This window comes from Serinicoccus kebangsaanensis (assembly GCF_008919445.1).
In the GTDB taxonomy this organism is placed as follows: domain Bacteria; phylum Actinomycetota; class Actinomycetes; order Actinomycetales; family Dermatophilaceae; genus Ornithinicoccus; species Ornithinicoccus kebangsaanensis.
Genome location: NZ_VSLG01000001.1, coordinates 429815 through 448673, shown reverse-complemented (window position 1 = coordinate 448673; position 18859 = coordinate 429815). Strand labels below are relative to the sequence as shown.

Below are 18859 nucleotides of genomic sequence, written 5' to 3'. Positions count from 1 at the left end.
CAAACACCGCACCACCTACGACGAACACACCGCCTGGGCCCACCGCCAAGCACCCGCCGCTTGACTTCTTAGCCGCCTGGGGTATCTAGGGCGCCGCGTCCGTGCGCCCACCGAGGGATGCAGCGTCCTCCCAGGGGTCGGGCCGTAGACTTGGCCGGGCTGGACCGACGAGGCGATCCGGAGGGACGATTCCGTGGCACTGATGCGCACCATCACCGGGCCGTCCGACCTCAAGCGGTTGACGCAGGGTCAGGTGAGGTCCCTCGCGGAGGAGATCCGGGCATACCTCATCTCCTCGGTGTCGCAGACCGGGGGACACCTCGGACCCAACCTCGGGGTGGTCGAGCTGACGATCGCCCTGCACCGGGTCTTCGACTCGCCGCGCGACACGCTGCTCTTCGACACCGGCCACATCTCCTACGTGCACAAGCTGCTGACCGGTCGGCACGACCTGTCCACGCTGCGCAAGCAGGGCGGGCTGTCCGGCTACCCGAGCCGGGCCGAGTCCGACCACGACGTCGTCGAGAACTCGCACGCCAGCTCCTCGCTGTCCTGGGCGATCGGGATCGCTACCGGCCGCAAGCTCCGCGGCGAGACCGACCGGCACACCGTCGCGGTCATCGGCGACGGCGCCCTGACCGGCGGCATGGTGTGGGAGGCGCTCAACAACATCGCCGACCAGCCCGACCTGCCGCTCATCATCGTCATCAACGACAACGAGCGGTCCTACGCCCCGACGCGTGGCGGCATGGCGGAGTACCTCGCCTCGCTGCGCGCCACCCAGGAGTACGAGCACGTGCTCTCCTGGGGCAAGCGGCAGCTGGCCCGCACCCCCGTCGTCGGGCGTCAGGTCTACGAGACGTTGCACGGCGTGAAGAAGGGGCTCAAGGACATCGTCAGCCCGCAGGGGATGTTCGAGGACCTGGGGCTGAAGTACCTCGGGCCGGTCGACGGGCACGACGTCGACGCGGTGGAGACCGCGCTGCGCCGCGCGCACGACTTCGGCGGCGTGGTCCTCGTGCACGCCATCACCGAGAAGGGCCACGGCTACGACCCGGCCACGGAGGACGAGGTCGACCGGTTCCACGCCGTCGGCAAGATCAACCCCGAGACCGGCCTGCCGCTGGAGGTCTCCGGCCGGGGCTGGACCGACGAGTTCAGCGACGAGCTGGTCCGCCTGGGCAAGGAGCGCAGCGACATCGTCGCCCTCACCGCCGCCATGCTCATCCCGGTCGGGCTGCAGCCCTTCGCCGAGCGCTTCCCCGACCGGGTCTTCGACGTCGGGATCGCCGAGCAGCACGCGGTCGCGATGGCCTCCGGGCTGTCGTTCACCGGGATGCACCCCGTCGTGTGCATCTACGCGACCTTCCTCAACCGGGCCTTCGACCAGCTCCTCATGGACTGCGCCCTGCACCGGCAGGGGGTCACCTTCGTGCTCGATCGCGCGGGCGTCACGGGGACGGACGGCGCCAGCCACAACGGTATGTGGGACCTCACCCTCGTGGGCATCGTCCCCGGGATCCGGGTCGCCGCCCCGCGCGACGGCCAGCAGGTGGCGCGGGCGCTGCGCGAGTCGGTCGACATCGACGACGGGCCGAGCGTGGTGCGCTTCCCGAAGGGCAGCGTCGGTGCGCCGATCGAGGCGGTGCGCACGGTCGGCAGCGTCGACGTCCTGCGCGACCCGGACCAGGGTGAGGCCCTGGACCCCTCGGCCGCCGACGTCGAGCTGCTCGTCGTCGGGGTGGGTTCGATGGCCGGCACGGCGCTCGAGGTGGCGGACAAGCTGCAGGCCGAGGGCCGCCGGATCATGGTCGTCGACCCCCGCTGGGTGCTGCCGGTCAGCGACGACGTCGTCGACCTCGCCCGGACGGCCGGCCGGGTGGCGGTCATCGAGGACAACATCGTGGGTGGCGGGATCGCCGGCGCGGTGTCCCAGGCGCTGGCCGAGGCCGAGGTGGACGTCCCCGTGCACGGCTACGGCATACCCCGGGAGTTCCTGGACCACGGGTCCCGGGACCAGGTGCTGGACCGCATCGGCCTCACCCCGGACGCCGTGGCCACCTCGCTGTCGGCCAAGCTGGGCTGAGCCGACGGACCTGCCGTGACCCCGGTCGCGCTGATCCTCAACCCGGTCGCGCGCGCGGCAGCACGGGCACGGCGCGACGTGGCGGCGGCGTGCGCCGCAGCAGGACTGGACCCTCCCGAGGTGTGGACCACGACGGTGGCCGAGCCGGGGGGCCCGCAGGCGCGGGAGGCCGTCCGCCGCGGCTGCGCCCGGGTGGTGGTCGCCGGTGGGGACGGCACCGTCCGGGAGGTCGCCGGCGCGCTGGGCGAGGAGACGGTGCTGGGGGTGGTGCCCTGCGGCACCGCGAACCTCGCGGCCCGCAGCCTGGGCCTGCCGACCCGCAGCCCGGCCGCGGCGGCCCGGCTCGCGGTCACGGCAGAGGGTCGCCCCGTGGACCTCGGGCGGGTGCGGGTCTGCCGCCGTGACGGGTCGACGGCGTCCCTGTCCTTCCTCGTCGTGGTGGGGGTCGGTCACGACGCCGAGACCCTGGCCGGGCTGTCGTCCGCGGCCAAGTCGAGGCTGGGATGGATGGCCTACGTGACGCCGGGGCTGCGCCGCCTCGGGCACGCGGGCCGTCCGGTGCGGCTGCGGCTGGACGACGACGCGGCGCGGGAGGAGTCGGCCTGGAGCGTGCTGGCCGTGAACGGCGGCCGGCTCCCGCTGGGTGCCCAGCTCGTGCCCGGTGCCCGGATGGACGACGGGATGCTGCACGTCGCCGTGGTGCAACCACGGCGGCGGGGCGACTGGGCCCGGATCGCGGCCACGGGGCTGGGTGCCCGACGGGCCGAGCACCCCGCCCTGCGCTACCGCGGCGGCCGGTCCCTGCTGGTCGAGCTCGAGCCACCGGGACCGGTGCAGGTCGACGGCGACGTGCTGCCGGAGGCCGTCTCCGCCCGCATCGAGATCCTGCCCGCGAGCCTGCGGGTGGCCCGGGCGGGCGACCTGGCCGGACCCCGGCGTATCTGGGGCTGACCTCGAGCCTCTTCCCGGGCATACCGAGGAGGAGAGCATGAGCACACCCTTGTTCGACGCACCGCACGACCTGGTCGCGGTGACCCACGCCGACGTGGAGGACCTCACCCGCCGGGGAGGGGAGCCGACCGTGGTGCACCGCTTCGGCGACGTCGCCATCATCCGGGCCGACAGCGCCCGGATGCGACCCGGCCGGGCCGAGGTCCAGGCGCTCCGGGAGCTGGCCGACCCGGCGTCCCTGCCGCGCGACCAGCTCATCGCCAACCTGGACCTGGCCACGTTCGCCTACCGACGCAGCGGCGAGCTGCGCCGTCGGGCCACCGGGACCGTGAACATGATGTCCGCCGTCTCCGGCGAGGCCGCAGCGGGTGATCTGCCGTGACCCGCAACCAGCGCCTGATCAACGAGGTGTCCGTCGGCCTGGTGATCGTCGACGGCCCGGGCGAGCTGCAGATCCCCACGGCCGAGCTGCTCTCCATCGCCGGGCAGGTGCAGAGCGGGCTGGAGGACCTGGCCGGGATCGAGCCCCAGGCCAAGGTCTCCTGGCGCTGGGCGACCCGGGTGGTGCACCTGGAGGAGTCGATCTTCCCCGACGCCCCCTGGCGGGGCATGCCGAAGAGCTTCTACACCGAACCCCTCGACGCCGCCCTGTGGCGCGAGTCCAACGACCGCACCTACCTCTTCCAGGGAGACCGCTACCTGCGGATGACCGGCTCGGTCACCGACGCCGGCTACCCCCGCCCGATCGCCGGGAACTGGAAGGGGCTGCCGAGCGACTTCACCGACGGCATCGACGCCGCGTTCTGGCACAAGCAGCGGGACAAGATCTACCTGTTCAAGGGGGACCGGTACGCCCGGCTGACCGAGACGGAGATGGACCCCGGCTACCCCAGGCCGATCGCCGGCAACTGGCAGGGCCTTCCGGACGACTTCGCCGAGGGCATCGACGCGGTCTTCATGCACCACCAGACCAACAAGATCTACATGTTCAAGGGCGACCGCTACGTCCGGCTCACCGGCACCGAAATGGACGGCGGCTACCCGCAGCCCATCGCGCCGAACTTCGGCGGGTTGCCCGAGCACTTCGAGACCGGGATCCAGGCAGCCCTCTGGCGCGGTGACATCGACAAGATCTACTTCTTCGGGCGCGCCGAGCGGAACCGGCTCAACGAGTACGTGCGCTACTCGCCGGGCGGTTTCTCCGCACCCGACGCCGGCTACCCCAAGTACGTCGGCGGGCTGGACAAGGGCGAGACCGAGGCGCTGTGGCGGGACGCGGCGCAGGCCGAGCTGGGCGTCGGCGCCGGACGTCCCGGCTTCGAGGCCTACGCCGACCAGCTGCAGCAGCAGCACGGGACCGCCTCGAGCATCGTCTGCTTCGTCACCTCCTACCCGGTCTACTGGCCGGGGTATGCCTCGACGCCCAAGTGGGTGATGGCCTGGAGCCCCACCTGGAGCAGCTTCTCCACCGTGGTCGCGCACGAGACCGGGCACCTGTTCGGTGCGCCGGACGAGTACGAGGCCAGCAACTGCTCGTGCTCGAGCGTCGCGGGACGGTTCACCCGGGCCGTGAACGGCAACTGCACCCCGTGCGCCGGGAGCATCACCATGGACGACGGCTACCCGGGCAGCATCGCGGGGCCGTGGGGCGGTATGCCCGCCGCCTTCGCCTCGGGCATCGACGCGGCGGTCTACCGCCACGACAACAACAAGGTCTACTTCTTCAAGGGCTCGGAGTACGTGCGGCTGACCGGCACCACCGTCGACGCGGGCTACCCGAGACCGATCGCCGGCAACTGGCACGGGCTGCCGGCCAGCTTCACCAGCGGCATCGACGCCGCCGTGTGGCGACCCGCGAACAACAAGCTCTACCTGTTCAAGGGGTCGCAGTACGCCCGGATGAGCGGGTCCACCATGGACGCCGGGTACCCGCGAGCGATCGCGGGCGCGTGGAAGGGCATACCGTCCAGCTTCGAGCAGGGCATCGACGCCGCCGTGTGGCGGCCGTCCAACGACAAGATCTACCTGTTCAAGGGCTCGCAGTACGTCCGGTTGACCGACACGACGATGGACGAGGGGTACCCCGCCCCGATCGCCGGCAACTGGCACGGGCTGCCTGCCAGCTTCAGCTCGGGTCTGGACGCCGCCCTGTGGCACGAGGAGCGTGGCCACATCTACCTCTTCTCCGGGAGCCAGTACGTCCGGATGACGAACGGCACACCCTGCCTGATGCGGTCCTCGGGGCCGGTGGTCTGCGGCTACACCCGGTCCCACTGGGGCTGGAGCGCCTTCCTCGAGCGGGTGGACGCCGCCGTGCACCGCGGCGACAACGACAAGATCTACCTCTTCTCCGGGGCCCACTACGCCCGCTACTCGCAGGCCGGGACGATGGACGAGGGGTATCCGACCACCATCGCCGGGAACTGGAAGGGGCTCCCCTCCAGGTTCACCCGCAACCTCGACGCCGCCCTCTACCGCGAGTCCAACGGCAAGACCTACCTCTTCAAGGGGTCGGAGTACGTGCGGATGACGGGTGCCGAGATGGACGCCGGCTACCCGGCGCCGATCAAGGGCAACTGGAAGGGTCTCCCGGCCGACTTCGAGGAGGGGATCGACGCCGCCCTGTGGCGGATGTCGAACGACAAGATCTACTTCTTCAAGGGCGACCGCTACGTCCGGCTGACCGAGGCGCAGGCCGACCCCGGCTTCCCGCAGCCGATCAGCCCCAACTGGACGGGGCTCCCGGCGCACTACGCCAACGGCATCGACGCCGCCCTGATGCGACGGGACACGAACCAGATCTACCTCTTCAACGGCCGGACCTACCTGCGCTACAGCAACGTCGCGAACGGTCCGGACGCCGGGTTCCCCGCGTGGATCAACGGCAACTGGATGCCCTTCCCGCGCACCTGAGGGCCGTCGGCGGGCGCGCGGGCGACCGACCTGACAGGCTGGGCTGGCCGCAGGCATACCGCCCCCCGCCGGACAGGAGACCCATGGACCCCCGGGCCGTGCAGATCACCGCGCTCAGCTCAGGATGGCGGACCGGCAGGTCGCAGGAGGCGCAGATCCTGCAGATCCTGCGCGAGGTGCCGCACGGCGAGCTGGACACCGTCCTCGCCGACCTCGACCTGGACAAGGTCATCGGTGACGTCGACGACCACCTCTGGGGCCCGGACCACCGGACCCAGCTGCTGGACCTGCTGCTGGACGCCCGCCTGGCCGAGCTGTCCACCCCCGTCGTCGGCAGGGCGATCGCCTCGCTGCACGCCGGGCCGACCCCGCGCAGCTACCAGGAGGCCATCGTCGGCGTGCTCCTCGCCACGCACGGCCGGGCCTTCCACGACCTGAAGTACCACCTCAACGCGTCCGGTGACTACCACGACCTGGAGCACCTGGTCTTCGAGGACCTGGACGAGGACCTGCAGGACACGGTGCTGGAGCACTTCGCCGAGCAGGCCCGGGTCGACCCCACCTCCGACCTGAGGGTGCTGTGCGACATCGACGACACGGTGAAGTGCGCGATCCACGACGACCGCTACCCGCGCGGCACCGTCTACCCGGGGGTGGTGGAGCTGCTGACCCAGCTGGACCGCGGTGCGGCCGCGGATGCCGGGCGGGCCGGCGACCTCACCTTCGTGACGGCACGCCCCGGTGGCCCGCGCGGGCTCGTGGAGCAGTACACCCGCGACGCGTTGAGCCACCTGGGGCTGCCGCCGCACGCCGTGCTCGGCGGGTCGCTGCTCAACCTGCACACCAAGGCGGCGATGGCCGAGCGCAAGCTGCAGAACATGGAGCGGGACCGGCTGCTCTTCCCTGAGTGCCGGATGGTCTTCATCGGGGACAGCGGCCAGGCGGACGGCCGGGTCGGCGCCGAGATGCACCGGATCGACCCGGCGCACATCGTGGGCACCCTGCTGCACGACGTCACCGGCCTCGACGACTCCGAGCGGGCCGCCTGGGCCGACCAGGGCGTCCACGTCTTCGACACCTACGCCGGTGCCGCCGCCCACGCGGTGCGGCTCGGGCTGCTCAGCGCCGAGCAGGGACGCCGGGTGGCGCGCGCGACCCGCCAGGGGCTGCAGGCCCTGACGCTGGAGGGACCGGCGCGCGAGCACCTGGAGAGCGTTCTGACCGCCGAAGAGTCGAGCCTGCGGATAGTCTGACGGGGCCGCTCCCCGCACGGCATGTGTTCCGTCCGTACTCGACCAACGGAGTTCTCATGCACCTCAACAGACGTTCATTCCTTGCTGCCCTGGGAGCGGCAGCAGCACCTGCGGCACTCGGTGGCTGCGGCGGTTTCTCGACCGGTTCGGGCTCGGCGTCGTCCGAGGGCACACTGACCTTCACCACCTGGGGCACCGACGCCGAGCTCGCCGCACTACGGTCGGCCATCTCGGCCTTCGAGGCGGCCAACGAGGGGGCGAGCGTCGAGCTCAACGCCGTCCCCTACGAGCAGATGTTCACCAACATCGACGCCCAGCTGCAGGCCGGCAACCCGCCGGACGTGTTCCGGGTGCCCTACTACACCTTCGGCAGCTATGCCGGGCGCGACCAGCTGCTCGACCTCACGCCGCACCTGAGCGACGGCTTCGCCGACCGGTTCACGCCCCAGGCCTGGGCCGCGGTGCAGAGCGGCGGCTCGCCCTTCGGCGTGCCGCACCACACCGACACCTCGGTCATCCTCTACGACGTCCAGGCCCTGGCCGACGCCGGCATCGACGCGGTGCCGCAGACGCTGGAGGAGGCCTGGACCTGGGAGGAGTTCGCCGACGTCGCCCGGCGGCTGCGGGAGTCGCTCCCCTCGGACCAGTCGCCGTTCGCCTACAACTGGCAGGGCAACGGGGTGACCCGCTGGCTGAGCTGGCTCTTCGAGGCCGACGGGCGCTTCCTGGAGGAGGACCTGGTCACGGCGGCGATCGACTCCGACGCGGGGGCCGCGGCGGTGGAGTTCACGACGAGCTTCTTCCGGGACGGGCTGGTGCCGCGCAACAACTCGATCAGCTCCTCGACGTATGCCGCGGACAGCTGGTTCGCGGGCACCGTCCCGATGGTCTTCGCCGGGGCCTTCCTCGTCCCCGACGCCGAGGCGACCTACGAGCGGGAGTGGGCCGCCACCTTCCCGCCCCGCGACGAGCGCTCCGCCGGTGACTTCGGCGGCAACGCGCTGGTGGCGACCGCCCAGACGGAGCAGCCGGAGCTGGTGGCGCGGTTCCTGGAGTTCGTCACCGAGGCCGAGCAGATGCGGGAGTTCTGCGCCGGGTCCTCGCTGCTGCCCACCCGCGCCGACCTGGTGGAGGAGGGCATCGAGTTCGAGGTGCGGCCCGAGCTGTCGCAGGTCTTCCTGCAGCAGTCCAGCGCGGTGCTGCCGCAGGACTCCGGGCAGGTGGCCTCGCCGGACATGTCCTCGATCATCACGGTGCTGCAGGACGGTCTGGAGGCGAGCTTCCTCGGCGACGCCGACGTGGAGGCCACCCTCACCACCCTCTCCGACGGCATCGGGGCTGCGACGCAGTGACGGCCCGCGCTCGCGAGGCGCTGGCGGGCTATGCCTTCGCCGCGCCGACGTTGCTGCTGCTCGGGGTCTTCGTGCTGCTCCCGCTCGGCGGCGCGATGGTCATCAGCCTGCAGGAGACCAACGGCTTCGGCGAGGGCACCTTCGTCGGCCTGGACAACTACGGGCGGCTCGTGCAGGACCCCGTCTTCTGGCGGGCGACCCTCAACACGGCGCTCTACACGGTGCTGGTGACCCCGGCCGCGATGGCGATCGGCCTCGGTCTGGCCCTGCTGCTGGACTCCGCGCTCCCGGCGCGCGGTGCCCTGCGGTCGGTGCTCATCCTGCCGATGGCGATCTCCGGCGTCGCGACGGCACTCATGGGCGTGCTGATCTTCGACGAGAACAGCGGCTTCCTCACCGAGGTGGCCCGGGCCATGGGGCTGCCGCAGGTCGACTGGCAGACGCACGGCCCGGCGGCGTTCGCCTCCGTCGTCATCATGACGCTGTGGTGGCGGGTGGGCTTCAACATGCTCATCTACCTCGCCGGTCTGCAGGGGGTGGCGCACGAGCTCTACGAGGCGGCGCGGCTGGACGGTGCCAACGCCTGGCAGCGGTTGCGCCACGTCACCGTCCCGCAGCTGAGCCCCCAGTCGTTCTTCCTGGTCATCCTCAACATCATCTACTCCTTCCAGGTCTTCGACATCGTCTTCGTCATGACCGGGGGAGGACCGGAGCGGGCCACGACGGTGCTGGTCACCTATGCCTACGACACGGGCTTCGTCACCCGGGACCAGGGGTATGCCGCGGCGATCGGCGTGGTGCTCCTCGCCGTCACCCTCGTGGTCACCGCGCTGCGGTGGCGCGCGCAACGTCGGCGGGAGGAGAGCGTATGAGGACCCGGTCCGCCCGTCGGCGCGGCGCGGCGCTGCGGCTGCTGGGCGCCCTCCTCGCCGCAGGGGTCATCCTCTTCCCGCTCTACTGGATGGTCGTCGTCGCCTTCTCCACCCGGTCCTCGCTGTCCGGCGGAGGTCTGCGGCTGTGGCCGGAGCAGGCCACGCTGGACAACTTCCGGCGCGTCCTCGACTCCTTCCCGGTGCTCACCTGGTTCGGCAACTCGGTGGCGATCGCCCTGGTGACCTCGGTCATCATCGTGCTCGTCAACCTGCTGGCCGGGTATGCCTTCGCGCACCTGCGCTTCCCCGGCTCGGGGGTCCTGCTGCTGGTGTCGCTGTCCACGCTCATGCTGCCGGTGCAGGTGATCATGGTCGGCCTGTTCCGCCTGGTCACCGAGCTGGGGCTGTACGGCAGCTACTGGGCGGTGATCCTGCCGACGGCGGCCTCGGCCTTCGGGGTCTTCCTCGCGCGGCAGTTCATCCTCACCATCCCGCGGGAGCTGATCGAGGCGGCCCGGATCGACGGCGCGACGCACCTGCAGATCTTCTGGCGGATCGTGCTGCCGCTGTCCCGCCCGCTCATCGCGGTGCTCTTCTTCATGAGCATGCTGCAGACGTGGAACGACTTCGCCTGGCCGCTCATCGCCCTGCGGGAGAACGCGCTCTACACCCTGCCGGTGGGTCTGCTCTTCCTGCAGGGCCAGTTCGGCCCCGACTACGGTGCGACGATGGCGTTCGCCCTCATCACGGTGGCACCGATGGTGCTCGTCTTCCTGCTGGCCCAGCGCTGGTTCGTCCAGGGCTTCTCCCGCAGCGGGTTGCGGTGACCGGCTCGGCACCGGGGGAGAGGTGGTGCGCCTCCTGCGGCCGCCGGATCGAGTGGCGCACGAAGTGGGAGCGGGACTGGGACGCGGTGCGCCACTGCTCGGCGGCGTGCCGCCGCCGCGGGGTGCGGCCAGTGGACCGCGAGCTGGAGGCGGCGGTCCTGCGGCTCCTGGCGGCTCGTGCCCCACGATCCACCGTGTGCCCGTCCGAGGTCGCCAGGGAGGTCGCCGGGGACGACGGGTGGCGTGAGCTGATGGAGCCGGCCCGACGCGCCGCGCGACGCCTGGTGGTCGCCGGGGAGGTCGAGATCACCCAGGCCGGCAGGGTGGTCGACCCCTCGCGGGCCACCGGCCCGATCCGCCTGCGCCGGGGACCGGACTGGGGCCACCAGCCATCCTGAGCGGCGGATCGCTCAGTAGTAGACCGCGAGCGGGCCGTCCGGGCCGTCGATGACCTTGACCGGGGTGTGGAAGACCCGGCTCAGGGTCTCGTCGGTGAGGATCCGCTCGGGGGGTCCGAACTCGGTGATCCGCCCGTCGTTCATGGCCATGATCTGGTCGGCGTAGCGGGCCGCGAAGTTGATGTCGTGGAGCACGATGACCACGGTCCGACCGAGCTCGTCGGCGGCCGCGCGCAGCTGCCGCATCATCTGCACCGAGTGCTGCATGTCCAGGTTGTTGAGCGGCTCGTCCAGCAGGATGTAGTCGGTGTCCTGGGCGAGCACCATGGCGACGTAGGCCCGCTGCCGCTGCCCACCGGACAGCTCGTCGAGGTAGCGGTGCTCGAGGCCGGTGAGGTTGAGGAAGTCGATCGCCTCGCTGATGTGCCGCTCGCAGTCCGGCGTGAGCCGCCCGTGGGAGTGCGGGAAGCGGCCGAAGCCGACCAGCTGGCGGACGGTCAGCCGGGTGATGAAGTGGTTCTCCTGGCGCAGGATCGACAGGATCTTGGCGACCGCCCTGGACGGCGTGTGGACCACGTCGTGCCCGGCGACCGTGATGGTGCCCTGGTCCAGCCCGAGCAGCCTGCCGATCATGGTGAGCACCGTCGACTTCCCGGCCCCGTTCGGCCCGATGAGCGCGGTGATGCCGCCGGCTGGGATCTGCGTGGTGAGCGGTCCGATGAGGGTCTCGGTGCTGTAGCTCTTGGTGACGTCGGTCAGCTCGATCACAGCCGCCCCTTTCGCATGATGTAGACGAGGAAGGTCAGTCCGCCCACGAGCTCGATGATGATGGTGACCATGCCCTGGGCGTAGAACACGTGGCGCAGCACGAAGTAGGCACCGGTCAGCACGACGTAGCCGAGGAGGAACGCCATCGGCAGCAGCAGGCGGTGGTGGTAGGTGTCGGCGAACTGGTAGGCGAGCATGGCGACCAGGAAGCCGAGGAAGGTCATCGGCCCGACCAGTGCGGTGGTCATGGCCATGAGCACCGAGACCAGGAAGAGGACCACGATGACCTCACGCTTGTGGTTCAGCCCCAGGTTCGTCGTCGCGTCCCGGCCGAGCGAGAGCACGTCGAGCCGGCGGGCGCGCCACCACAGGGCGCCCCCCGCGGCGAGCGCGATCGGGACGGCATAGGGCAGGTATGCCGCGTCCGCGTTGCCGATGTTGCCGAACAACCGGGCGGTGAGGATGTCGAACTCGCTCGGGGTGAGCAGACGTTGCATGAAGGTGGACAACGACCCCAGCCCGCCGCCCAGGATGACCCCGACCAGCAGCATGATGTGGATGTTGCCGAACCGGCCGCTGAGCAGCCAGCTGTAGAGGATGGTGGCGACCACGATCATCAGCCCCGCCTGCAGCAGGAACTGCGTCGTGCCGGTGACCATCGCCACCCCGGAGGCCCCGAGGAAGAAGACCGCGCCGGTCTGGACCACGATGTAGAGCGCCTCGAAGCCCATGATCGACGGCGTGATGATGCGGTTGCTCGTCGCCGTCTGGAAGCTGACCGTGGCGAAGGCGTGGCAGAAGGCCACCACGAGGATGACCGCGATGCTGGTGACGCGGAGCTCGGCGATCCGCCAGAACCCGTCGCTGCCGACCGGCATCGGGTTGTCGTAGGCCAGGATGCCCGCGGTCAGGGCCACGGCGAGCAGCGCCAGCGCGACCATGGTCACGGCATACCTGATCCGGTCGCGCCGGCGGACGAACGCGCCCGTGCGCCGGGTGGGCTCGCCGACGGGCGGTGCGGCGGGCCTCACCCGCGTCGCCTCAGCCACGGCGCTGCCGGATCACGAGCAGGGCGATGAAGAAGACCGCGCCGATGACGCCGAGGATGAGCGACACCGGCACCTCGAACGGCATGATGATGGTGCGTCCGATGATGTCGCAGACGGTCACCACCCAGACCCCCAGCAGGCAGACCCAGGGCAGGTTGCTGCGCAGGTTGTCACCCCGGACGAGGGACACCACGTTGGGGACGATGAGGCCGAGGAAGGGCAGCGAGCCGATGACGACGGTGACGATGCCGGTGGCGACGGACACCATCGCCACGCCCGCGAGGATGATCCGGTCGTAGTTGAGCCCCACGTTGGTCGCGATGTCCTTGCCCAGCCCGGCGACGGTGAGCCGGTCGGCCAGCAGGAAGACCAGCAGCGTCACGAGCAGGACGATCCAGAGCATCTCGTAGCGCCCGCGGACCACGGAGGTGAAGCTGCCGGCGAACCAGATGCCCATCTGCTGCAGCATGTTGGTCGCCATCGCCAGGTAGGTGGACACCGCGCCCACCACGGCGCCGATCATGATGCCCACGATCGGCACGATGAGGGAGGACTTGAGCGAGACCCGGCGCAGGAAGAGGAAGAAGATCGTGGTGCCGATGAAGGCCATGACCACGGCACCGGTCATCTTGGTGAGCAGGCTCGCCCCGGGCACCAGGATGAAGACGAGGAGCAGGCCCAGGCCGGCCCACTCGGTGGTGCCGGTCGTGGTCGGCTCCACGAAACGGTTCTGGGTGAGCAGCTGCATCACCAGCCCGCACATGGACATGGCAGCCCCGGCCAGCACCAGCGAGATGGTGCGCGGGGCCCGGGTGATCCCGAACATGTCCCACCCGTCCTGCCCGTCGGTGATGTCGTAGACGCCGACGGAGAGGGACACCGCGAGCAGGCCGAGGGTGAGGACGGCCGCCAGCGCGAGGAACCACGCCGAGGACCCCCGGGTGTGGCGTCCCGGGGATCCTCGGCGGGCGGACTGGACGGTCGTCAGCGCGCCGAACCCATGGCGTCGGCCATGGAGGTGAACAGCTCGGTGTAGGCCTGGATGTCCTCGGTGAGGTAGAAGTCGGCCGGCAGGTAGACGATGTTGCCCTCCTGGACCGCGGTGACGTTCTGCAGCGCCTCGGACCCGGTGATGAGCTCCTCGGCGCTGGAGTACTCGTCGCCCTCGGCGGCGATCGCCGCGTCCCGGTCCATGACCACGATCCAGTCAGGGTTGGCGTCCGCGATGGCCTCCACCGAGATGTCGTCGCCGTGGCTGGTGTCGTCGGCCGCCAGCTCCAGGGCTGGGTTGAGGCCCAGCACCTCGAAGACCGGGCCGATCGAGCGACCGGTCACCGGCGCGACGTAGGAGATGTCACCGCCGGAGGTGAGCAGCCCCATCACCGTCGACTCGCCGTCGTAGGCCTCGGTGGCGGCGGCGATGGAGGACTCGAACTCCTCGACCAGCGCGGCCGCGTCGTCCGGACGGTCCAGCGCGTCGCCGACGAGCGTGATCTGACGGATGAGCTCCTCGTCGAGCGGGGCGTTCTCGTAGTCCGTGGTGGTGTCGACGATGGCGGCCTCCGGCGCGAGCTCCTGGATGTCGCCGTAGTAGTCCTGGAAGCGGTAGCCGTTGAAGACCAGGTCGGGGTCGGCGGCGACGACGGCCTCCAGGTCCGGCTCGCCGTGGTTGCCGAGGTTCATCACCGCGTCGTCGCTGGCGTAGGACAGGTCGCTCGGGAAGACGTCCAGGGGAGCCGCGACGATGTCGACGCCCCACTCGTCCAGGGCGCGCACGACGCGGTTGTCCGTGACCATGACCCGCTCCGCGGGGACCGGGACCTCGACCGTGCCCTGGAAGTCGGTGACCTCGACCGTGCCGGCGGCGGCCTCGTCCGCTGCGGCGTCCTCCTCGCCCGCGTCGTCGGCGGACTCCTCCTCGGCCCCGTCGTCGGCGGCGGACTCGCCCTCGGCGGCCGCGGTGTCGGCCCCTTCGTCGCTCCCGCAGGCGGCGAGGGTCAGGGCGGCGGCGGTCGCGACGGCGACGAGGCCTCCGCGGGAACGTCGCAGGTGCATGGTGTCTCTCCTCAGGTCAGGGTGGTCCGCACCGGGACCCCGGCACGGACAAGGTAACCCTAACCTAAGTTGGAATATCGCCGAAGCATCAGGGCTAATGATGTGGTGCAGGTCACGCCGGTGATCAGGTGGCCAGGGCCAGGGCCTCGGCGAACAACGCCTCGCCGTCGGCACCTACCCCACGTTGGCCGAACCACGCCGCGACGGTGGTGCAGTCGCGGTGCAGCAGCTCCGGACCCTGGGGGTTCGTGATCACGTCCACCACCTGAGGCAGGTCGATGACCACGAGCCGGTGCCGGTGCGCCAGCAGGTTGTAGGCGGACAGGTCGCCGTGCGCCCACCCGCGCTCGGCGAGCTGGAGGACCACCTCCCGGGCCTGCTGCCACAGGTGGTCCAGCAGGTCGGCGTCGTGACCGCACGCGGCCAGGCGCGGGGCGGCCTCCCCGTCGTCGTCACCGATGAACTCCATGAGGATCTCGGTGCCGTCGAGGGACACGGGATAGGGCACGGGGACGCCGTGCTCCCAGGCCCGGCACAGCGCCTCCCACTCGGCGTACGCCCACCGCCCGGCCGCGACCTGGCGGCCGTAGGCGGTGCCCTTGGCGAGGGCGCGCTGGTCCCTGGAGCGGCGCACCCCGCGACCTTCGGCATAGATCGCGCTGCGGTGGAAGGACCGGTGGTCGGCGTCGCGATACCGCTTGGCGGCCAGCAGGCAGGAGCTGTCGGACGCCCCCGTCACGGTGGCGCGTTCGACGAGGAAGACATCCGCCTCCTTGCCGGTCTTGAGGACGCCCAGGTCCGTGTCGACGGCTCCTGAGTCCTGCACCAGCCAGGTGGGGACGGGCGCGGGGCCGCGGTTGCCGGCCTCGACGTCCCAGTAGGTGGTCAGGCGTTGGTCGGTGGTGAGATGGTCCGCCGCGTCGAGCGGCGTGTAGTCGAAGACGAAGAACGGGTCGACGTCATCGATGCGGTGCGAAGAGTGCTGCACGGGTGCTCCTGCGAGGAAGAAGAGGGTGGGGCGGACGCCCCGGGGCGGGGTGTGGCACGGGTCGCCCCCTTCCTTGCACGGAGCACGCCGGGTGCGCGCTCGCCGATCACCGCAGACTGTGCCGCAGTTGGCGCGCCGCGGCAACGGGTTTTCGGCACGGCCTCAGGTGAGGGACCGCTCGGCCTGCTCCTCCTGCGGGATCTCGTCCTCGAGCCGTTGCAGCACCGTCTTGCCCAGCACCGCCACCACGGCCAGACCGACGAGCACCGCGACGAAGCCGGCCCAGCCGCTGCCGGTGAGGGCGAAGACGACATACCCCAGCAGCGCGATGAGGGCGCCCGAGATCGCATAGGGCAGCTGGGTCGTCACGTGGGTGATGACGTTGCAGCTCGCACCGGTGCTGGACAGGATCGTGGTGTCGCTGATGGGGGAGCAGTGGTCGCCCCACACGGCCCCGGCCAGCACCGCGCCGAAGGCGGCCAGCAGCAGCTCGTCACCTCCGCTGACGTTGTTCATGATGTCGCCGGCGATCGGCAGCAGGATCCCGAAGGAGCCCCAGGAGGTGCCGGTGGAGAAGGCCATCGCCCCGGCGAGGACGAACATCACCGGGATCAGCCACTGCGGTGCCATGTTGGCGCTCTCCACGAGCCCGCCGAGGTACTCACCGGTGCCGAGCTCGCTGATCAGACCGCCGAGGATCCACGCCAGCAGCAGGATGTAGACCGCGGGGAGCATCGACTGCAGCCCGCTCCACACGCCACGCCCCAACGTGCTCGTGGAGAACTTGGGGTTGGAGGAGGTGTAGCGCACGTAGTAGTAGAACGCCGAGGCCAGCCCGAGCACGGCGCCGTAGATGAGCGCCTCGGTGACGTCGGTGGAGGCCATGATGTCCAGGACGGTGACGCCGCTCCCGGCGACGAACTCGTCGGCCGTGACGGTGCCGCGGTAGCCGGTCCAGATGATGCCGCCGAGGACGCCGGCGACGAGCAGCAGGAACGGGATGACCAGGGCCCGCTTGTGCCCGGGGGCGTGGACCGGCAGGTCCGCCGCGATCTCGCCGGGGATCTCCTCGGTGGCGTCGTAGGTCTCGCCGTCGGTGATCGCGCGTCGCTCCTGGCCCCGCATCGGGCCGAAGTCGATCCCGAAGACGACCACGATCCACACCAGCAGCACCGCCGCGATCGCGTAGTAGTTCATGCCGGCGGCTCCGAGGAAGGCACCCACGTCGCTGACGGTCAGCGCCGAGGCCGCCACGAGCGGTGCCATGATCCCGATGATGCTGGCGCCCCAGCTGGAGAAGGGCACCAGCACGGCGACCGGTGCCGAGGTGGAGTCGATGAGGTAGGCCAGCTTGGCCCGCGCGACGTGGTGCCGGTCGGTGACCGGGCGGGCGACCTGGCCCACCGCCAGGGCGTTGAAGTAGTCGTCGATGAAGATCGCGATGCCCAACCCAGCAGCCAGGGACTGCGCACCCCGCCGGGTCCGGATCCGCTGGATCGCCCAGTCGGAGAAGGCCTGGCTGCCTCCGGACATGAGGATCAGCGAGGCGATCACGCCGAGCGCGAGCGTGAACAGCAGGATGTAGACGTAGTAGGTGTTGACCGCGCCCTCGTCCCAGAAGATGGACGAGAAGCCGGTCCAGACCAGGCTCAGCGTCTCGAGCGGGTTGAAGTTCGCCACCAGCAGCGCGCTGGCCAGCACACCGGCACCGAGGCTCAGCAGCACCTTCTTGGTGGCGATGACCAGCGCGATCGCGATGATCGGTGGCAGCAGCGTCAGGATCGGCAGGTTGTCGGTCATGGTGCCTCCTCGACGGCGGTGATGCCCCAGGCTAGACCCAACTAGACGTCGGTGGCACGACGTCCGCGGAGTTTCGTCCGCACGGTGACGACGAGCACGACGGCGAGGATGCCGTAGAGCAGCCAGGCGATCCAGCTGCTCACCAGGACCGAGTAGTCACCGTTGGAGGACAGCAGCGCCTCGCGCAGGGAGCTCTCGGCGAGCGGACCGAGCACCATGCCGATCATCAGCGGCGCCAGCGGGATGTCGTAGCGACGCAGCAGGAAGCCGACCAGCCCGATGAGCAGCAGCAGGTAGAGGTCGAACTGGGCGGCCGAGAGGGCATACACCCCGAGCCCGCAGAAGACGGTGATCCCGGCGTAGAGGTAGGGCGCGGGGATGAGCAGCAGCTTGGCCCACAGCTGCGCGAACGGCAGGTTGATGATGAGCAGCACGACCAGGGCGACGAAGAAGCTCGCCAGCAGCGACCACACCAGGTCCGGTGCCCGGTCGAAGAGCAGCGGCCCGGGCTGCAGGCCGTACTGCTGGAAGGCCGCCAGCATGATCGCCGCGGTCGCCGACACCGGGAGGCCCAGCGCCAGCAGGGCGCCCATCGCGGTGCCGGTGGTGGCGTTGCCCGCCGCCTCGGGGGCGGCCAACCCCCGGATCGCGCCCTTGCCGAACATCGGCCGGGGGCGCCGTCGGTCGATCCGGCGCTCCAGGTCGTAGGCCATGAAGGTGGGGACCTCGGAGCCGCCCACCGGGATGATGCCGAAGGGCAGGCCGATCGCCGTGCCCCGCGCCCAGGCGGGACCGGCCTCGCGGAACTCGGCTCGGGAGAGCCAGGCCCGCCCGCTGGTCTTCATCGCCACCGTCTTGGGGTCGCGCCGGACCCGGGAGGCGATGTGGAAGACCTCGCCGAGCGCGAGCACCGCCACCGTGACGGTGACGATGGAGATGCCGTCGAACAGCTCGGGTATGCCGAGGGTCGACCGCTCGGTCGCCGAGATCCCGTCCATGCCGATCGTGGCGAGCCCGAGGCCGATGACGAGGGCCGCCAGACCCTTGGCCACCGAGTCACCGACGATCGAGGAGGTCGCCACGAAGGCGAAGAGCGCCAGCGCGAAGTACTCCGCCGCCCCGAATCCCGCGGCGAAGTCGGCCAGCCCCGGCGCGAGGAAGACCACGACCACGGCGGCGCAGAACCCGCCGAGGAAGGCGCCGATCGCCGCGGTCGCCAGGGCCTGCGGGGCACGGCCGTCCTTGGCCATCCGGTGCCCCTCGAAGGTCGAGGCGATGGCCGACGCCTGGCCCGGGGTGTTCATCAGGATGGCCATCGTCGAGTCGCCGAAGAGGCCGCCGAAGTAGACCCCGGCGAACATGATGAAGGCGGCGGTCGGCTCCAGGGCGAAGGTCATCGGCAGCAGCAGGGCCACCGCCATCGAGCTGCCCAGGCCGGGCATGACGCCCACCGCGGTGCCGAGGAGGCACCCCAGCACCACCCAGAGCAGGTTCATCGGGGTGAGGGCGCCGGCGAAGCCCTCCATCAGCAGCGACAGGGACTCCAT

The 18859-nt window shown here is 70.7% G+C and carries 16 protein-coding genes; 9 read left to right on the top strand and 7 right to left on the bottom strand.

The window, feature by feature from the left end; genetic code table 11:
* The first annotated feature begins 193 nt into the window (after positions 1 to 193).
* From dxs to FXF60_RS16715, 9 genes are all read left to right on the top strand, one after another.
* On the top strand, positions 194 to 2086 hold the full coding sequence (gene dxs / locus FXF60_RS02125) for a 1-deoxy-D-xylulose-5-phosphate synthase (RefSeq protein WP_151523571.1): 1893 nt from the start codon (positions 194 to 196) through the stop codon (positions 2084 to 2086).
* A gap of 15 nt (positions 2087 to 2101) precedes the next feature.
* On the top strand, positions 2102 to 3037 hold the full coding sequence (locus tag FXF60_RS02120; protein WP_151523570.1) for a diacylglycerol/lipid kinase family protein: 936 nt from the start codon (positions 2102 to 2104) through the stop codon (positions 3035 to 3037).
* Positions 3038 to 3074: 37 nt separating this feature from the next.
* Positions 3075 to 3419 (top strand): hypothetical protein, encoded by a 345-nt coding sequence (locus FXF60_RS02115; protein WP_151523569.1) that lies wholly within the window; start codon positions 3075 to 3077, stop codon positions 3417 to 3419.
* Positions 3416 to 5950: a hemopexin repeat-containing protein gene (locus FXF60_RS02110; protein ID WP_151523568.1), complete on the top strand. Its 2535-nt coding sequence runs from the start codon at positions 3416 to 3418 to the stop codon at positions 5948 to 5950. The genes FXF60_RS02115 and FXF60_RS02110 overlap by 4 nt, the downstream gene beginning before the upstream one ends.
* 83 nt (positions 5951 to 6033) lie before the next feature.
* Positions 6034 to 7203 (top strand): hypothetical protein, encoded by a 1170-nt coding sequence (locus FXF60_RS02105; RefSeq protein ID WP_151523567.1) that lies wholly within the window; start codon positions 6034 to 6036, stop codon positions 7201 to 7203.
* A 56-nt stretch (positions 7204 to 7259) separates the two neighbouring features.
* The gene (locus tag FXF60_RS02100; protein WP_151523566.1) at positions 7260 to 8555 is read left to right on the top strand and encodes an ABC transporter substrate-binding protein; all 1296 of its coding nucleotides are present in this window, start codon (positions 7260 to 7262) and stop codon (positions 8553 to 8555) included.
* Positions 8552 to 9427 carry a carbohydrate ABC transporter permease gene (locus tag FXF60_RS02095; RefSeq protein ID WP_151523565.1) on the top strand — a complete coding sequence of 292 codons (876 nt, stop codon included), beginning with the start codon at positions 8552 to 8554 and terminating at the stop codon, positions 9425 to 9427. Before FXF60_RS02100 ends, FXF60_RS02095 begins: the two co-directional genes overlap by 4 nt.
* Complete coding sequence (locus FXF60_RS16720; RefSeq protein ID WP_238335648.1) at positions 9424 to 10254, top strand: carbohydrate ABC transporter permease; 831 nt, start codon at positions 9424 to 9426, stop codon at positions 10252 to 10254. The genes FXF60_RS02095 and FXF60_RS16720 overlap by 4 nt, the downstream gene beginning before the upstream one ends.
* Positions 10251 to 10652, top strand: a complete 402-nt coding sequence (locus FXF60_RS16715) for a DUF3253 domain-containing protein (protein WP_238335647.1) — start codon at positions 10251 to 10253, stop codon at positions 10650 to 10652. Before FXF60_RS16720 ends, FXF60_RS16715 begins: the two co-directional genes overlap by 4 nt.
* A 12-nt stretch (positions 10653 to 10664) precedes the next feature.
* Here the strand turns inward: FXF60_RS16715 and FXF60_RS02085 are convergent, their stop codons facing one another.
* The 7 genes from FXF60_RS02085 to FXF60_RS02055 form a co-directional block, all read right to left on the bottom strand.
* Positions 10665 to 11420, bottom strand: coding sequence for an iron ABC transporter ATP-binding protein (locus FXF60_RS02085; RefSeq protein WP_151523564.1), 756 nt, complete (start codon positions 11418 to 11420; stop codon positions 10665 to 10667).
* The gene (locus FXF60_RS02080) at positions 11417 to 12469 is read right to left on the bottom strand and encodes an iron chelate uptake ABC transporter family permease subunit (protein WP_238335646.1); all 1053 of its coding nucleotides are present in this window, start codon (positions 12467 to 12469) and stop codon (positions 11417 to 11419) included. The genes FXF60_RS02085 and FXF60_RS02080 overlap by 4 nt, the downstream gene beginning before the upstream one ends.
* Entirely contained in the window at positions 12462 to 13382 is a 921-nt protein-coding gene (locus tag FXF60_RS02075) for an ABC transporter permease (RefSeq protein WP_238335655.1), read from the bottom strand. The genes FXF60_RS02080 and FXF60_RS02075 overlap by 8 nt, the downstream gene beginning before the upstream one ends.
* A gap of 71 nt (positions 13383 to 13453) precedes the next feature.
* Positions 13454 to 14524 (bottom strand): siderophore ABC transporter substrate-binding protein, encoded by a 1071-nt coding sequence (locus FXF60_RS02070; RefSeq protein WP_151523562.1) that lies wholly within the window; start codon positions 14522 to 14524, stop codon positions 13454 to 13456.
* 124 nt (positions 14525 to 14648) lie between these two features.
* Entirely contained in the window at positions 14649 to 15512 is an 864-nt protein-coding gene (locus tag FXF60_RS02065; RefSeq protein ID WP_238335645.1) for a serine protein kinase RIO, read from the bottom strand.
* 162 nt (positions 15513 to 15674) lie between these two features.
* Positions 15675 to 17312: a Na+/H+ antiporter NhaC family protein gene (locus FXF60_RS02060; protein WP_151523561.1), complete on the bottom strand. Its 1638-nt coding sequence runs from the start codon at positions 17310 to 17312 to the stop codon at positions 15675 to 15677.
* A gap of 41 nt (positions 17313 to 17353) precedes the next feature.
* On the bottom strand, positions 17354 to 18859 hold the full coding sequence (locus FXF60_RS02055; protein WP_151523560.1) for a tripartite tricarboxylate transporter permease: 1506 nt from the start codon (positions 18857 to 18859) through the stop codon (positions 17354 to 17356).

Excerpts from the sequence above, each read along its gene's own strand:
- FXF60_RS02115 (WP_151523569.1), top strand. The coding sequence starts at position 3,075 with ATGAGCACACCCTTGTTCGACGCACCGCACGACCTGGTCGCGGTGACC.
- FXF60_RS02105 (WP_151523567.1), top strand. The coding sequence starts at position 6,034 with ATGGACCCCCGGGCCGTGCAGATCACCGCGCTCAGCTCAGGATGGCGG.
- FXF60_RS02100 (WP_151523566.1), top strand. The coding sequence starts at position 7,260 with ATGCACCTCAACAGACGTTCATTCCTTGCTGCCCTGGGAGCGGCAGCA.
- FXF60_RS16720 (WP_238335648.1), top strand. The coding sequence starts at position 9,424 with ATGAGGACCCGGTCCGCCCGTCGGCGCGGCGCGGCGCTGCGGCTGCTG.
- FXF60_RS02070 (WP_151523562.1), bottom strand. The coding sequence starts at position 14,524 with ATGCACCTGCGACGTTCCCGCGGAGGCCTCGTCGCCGTCGCGACCGCC.
- FXF60_RS02060 (WP_151523561.1), bottom strand. The coding sequence starts at position 17,312 with ATGACCGACAACCTGCCGATCCTGACGCTGCTGCCACCGATCATCGCG.
- FXF60_RS02055 (WP_151523560.1), bottom strand. The coding sequence starts at position 18,859 with ATGGAGTCCCTGTCGCTGCTGATGGAGGGCTTCGCCGGCGCCCTCACC.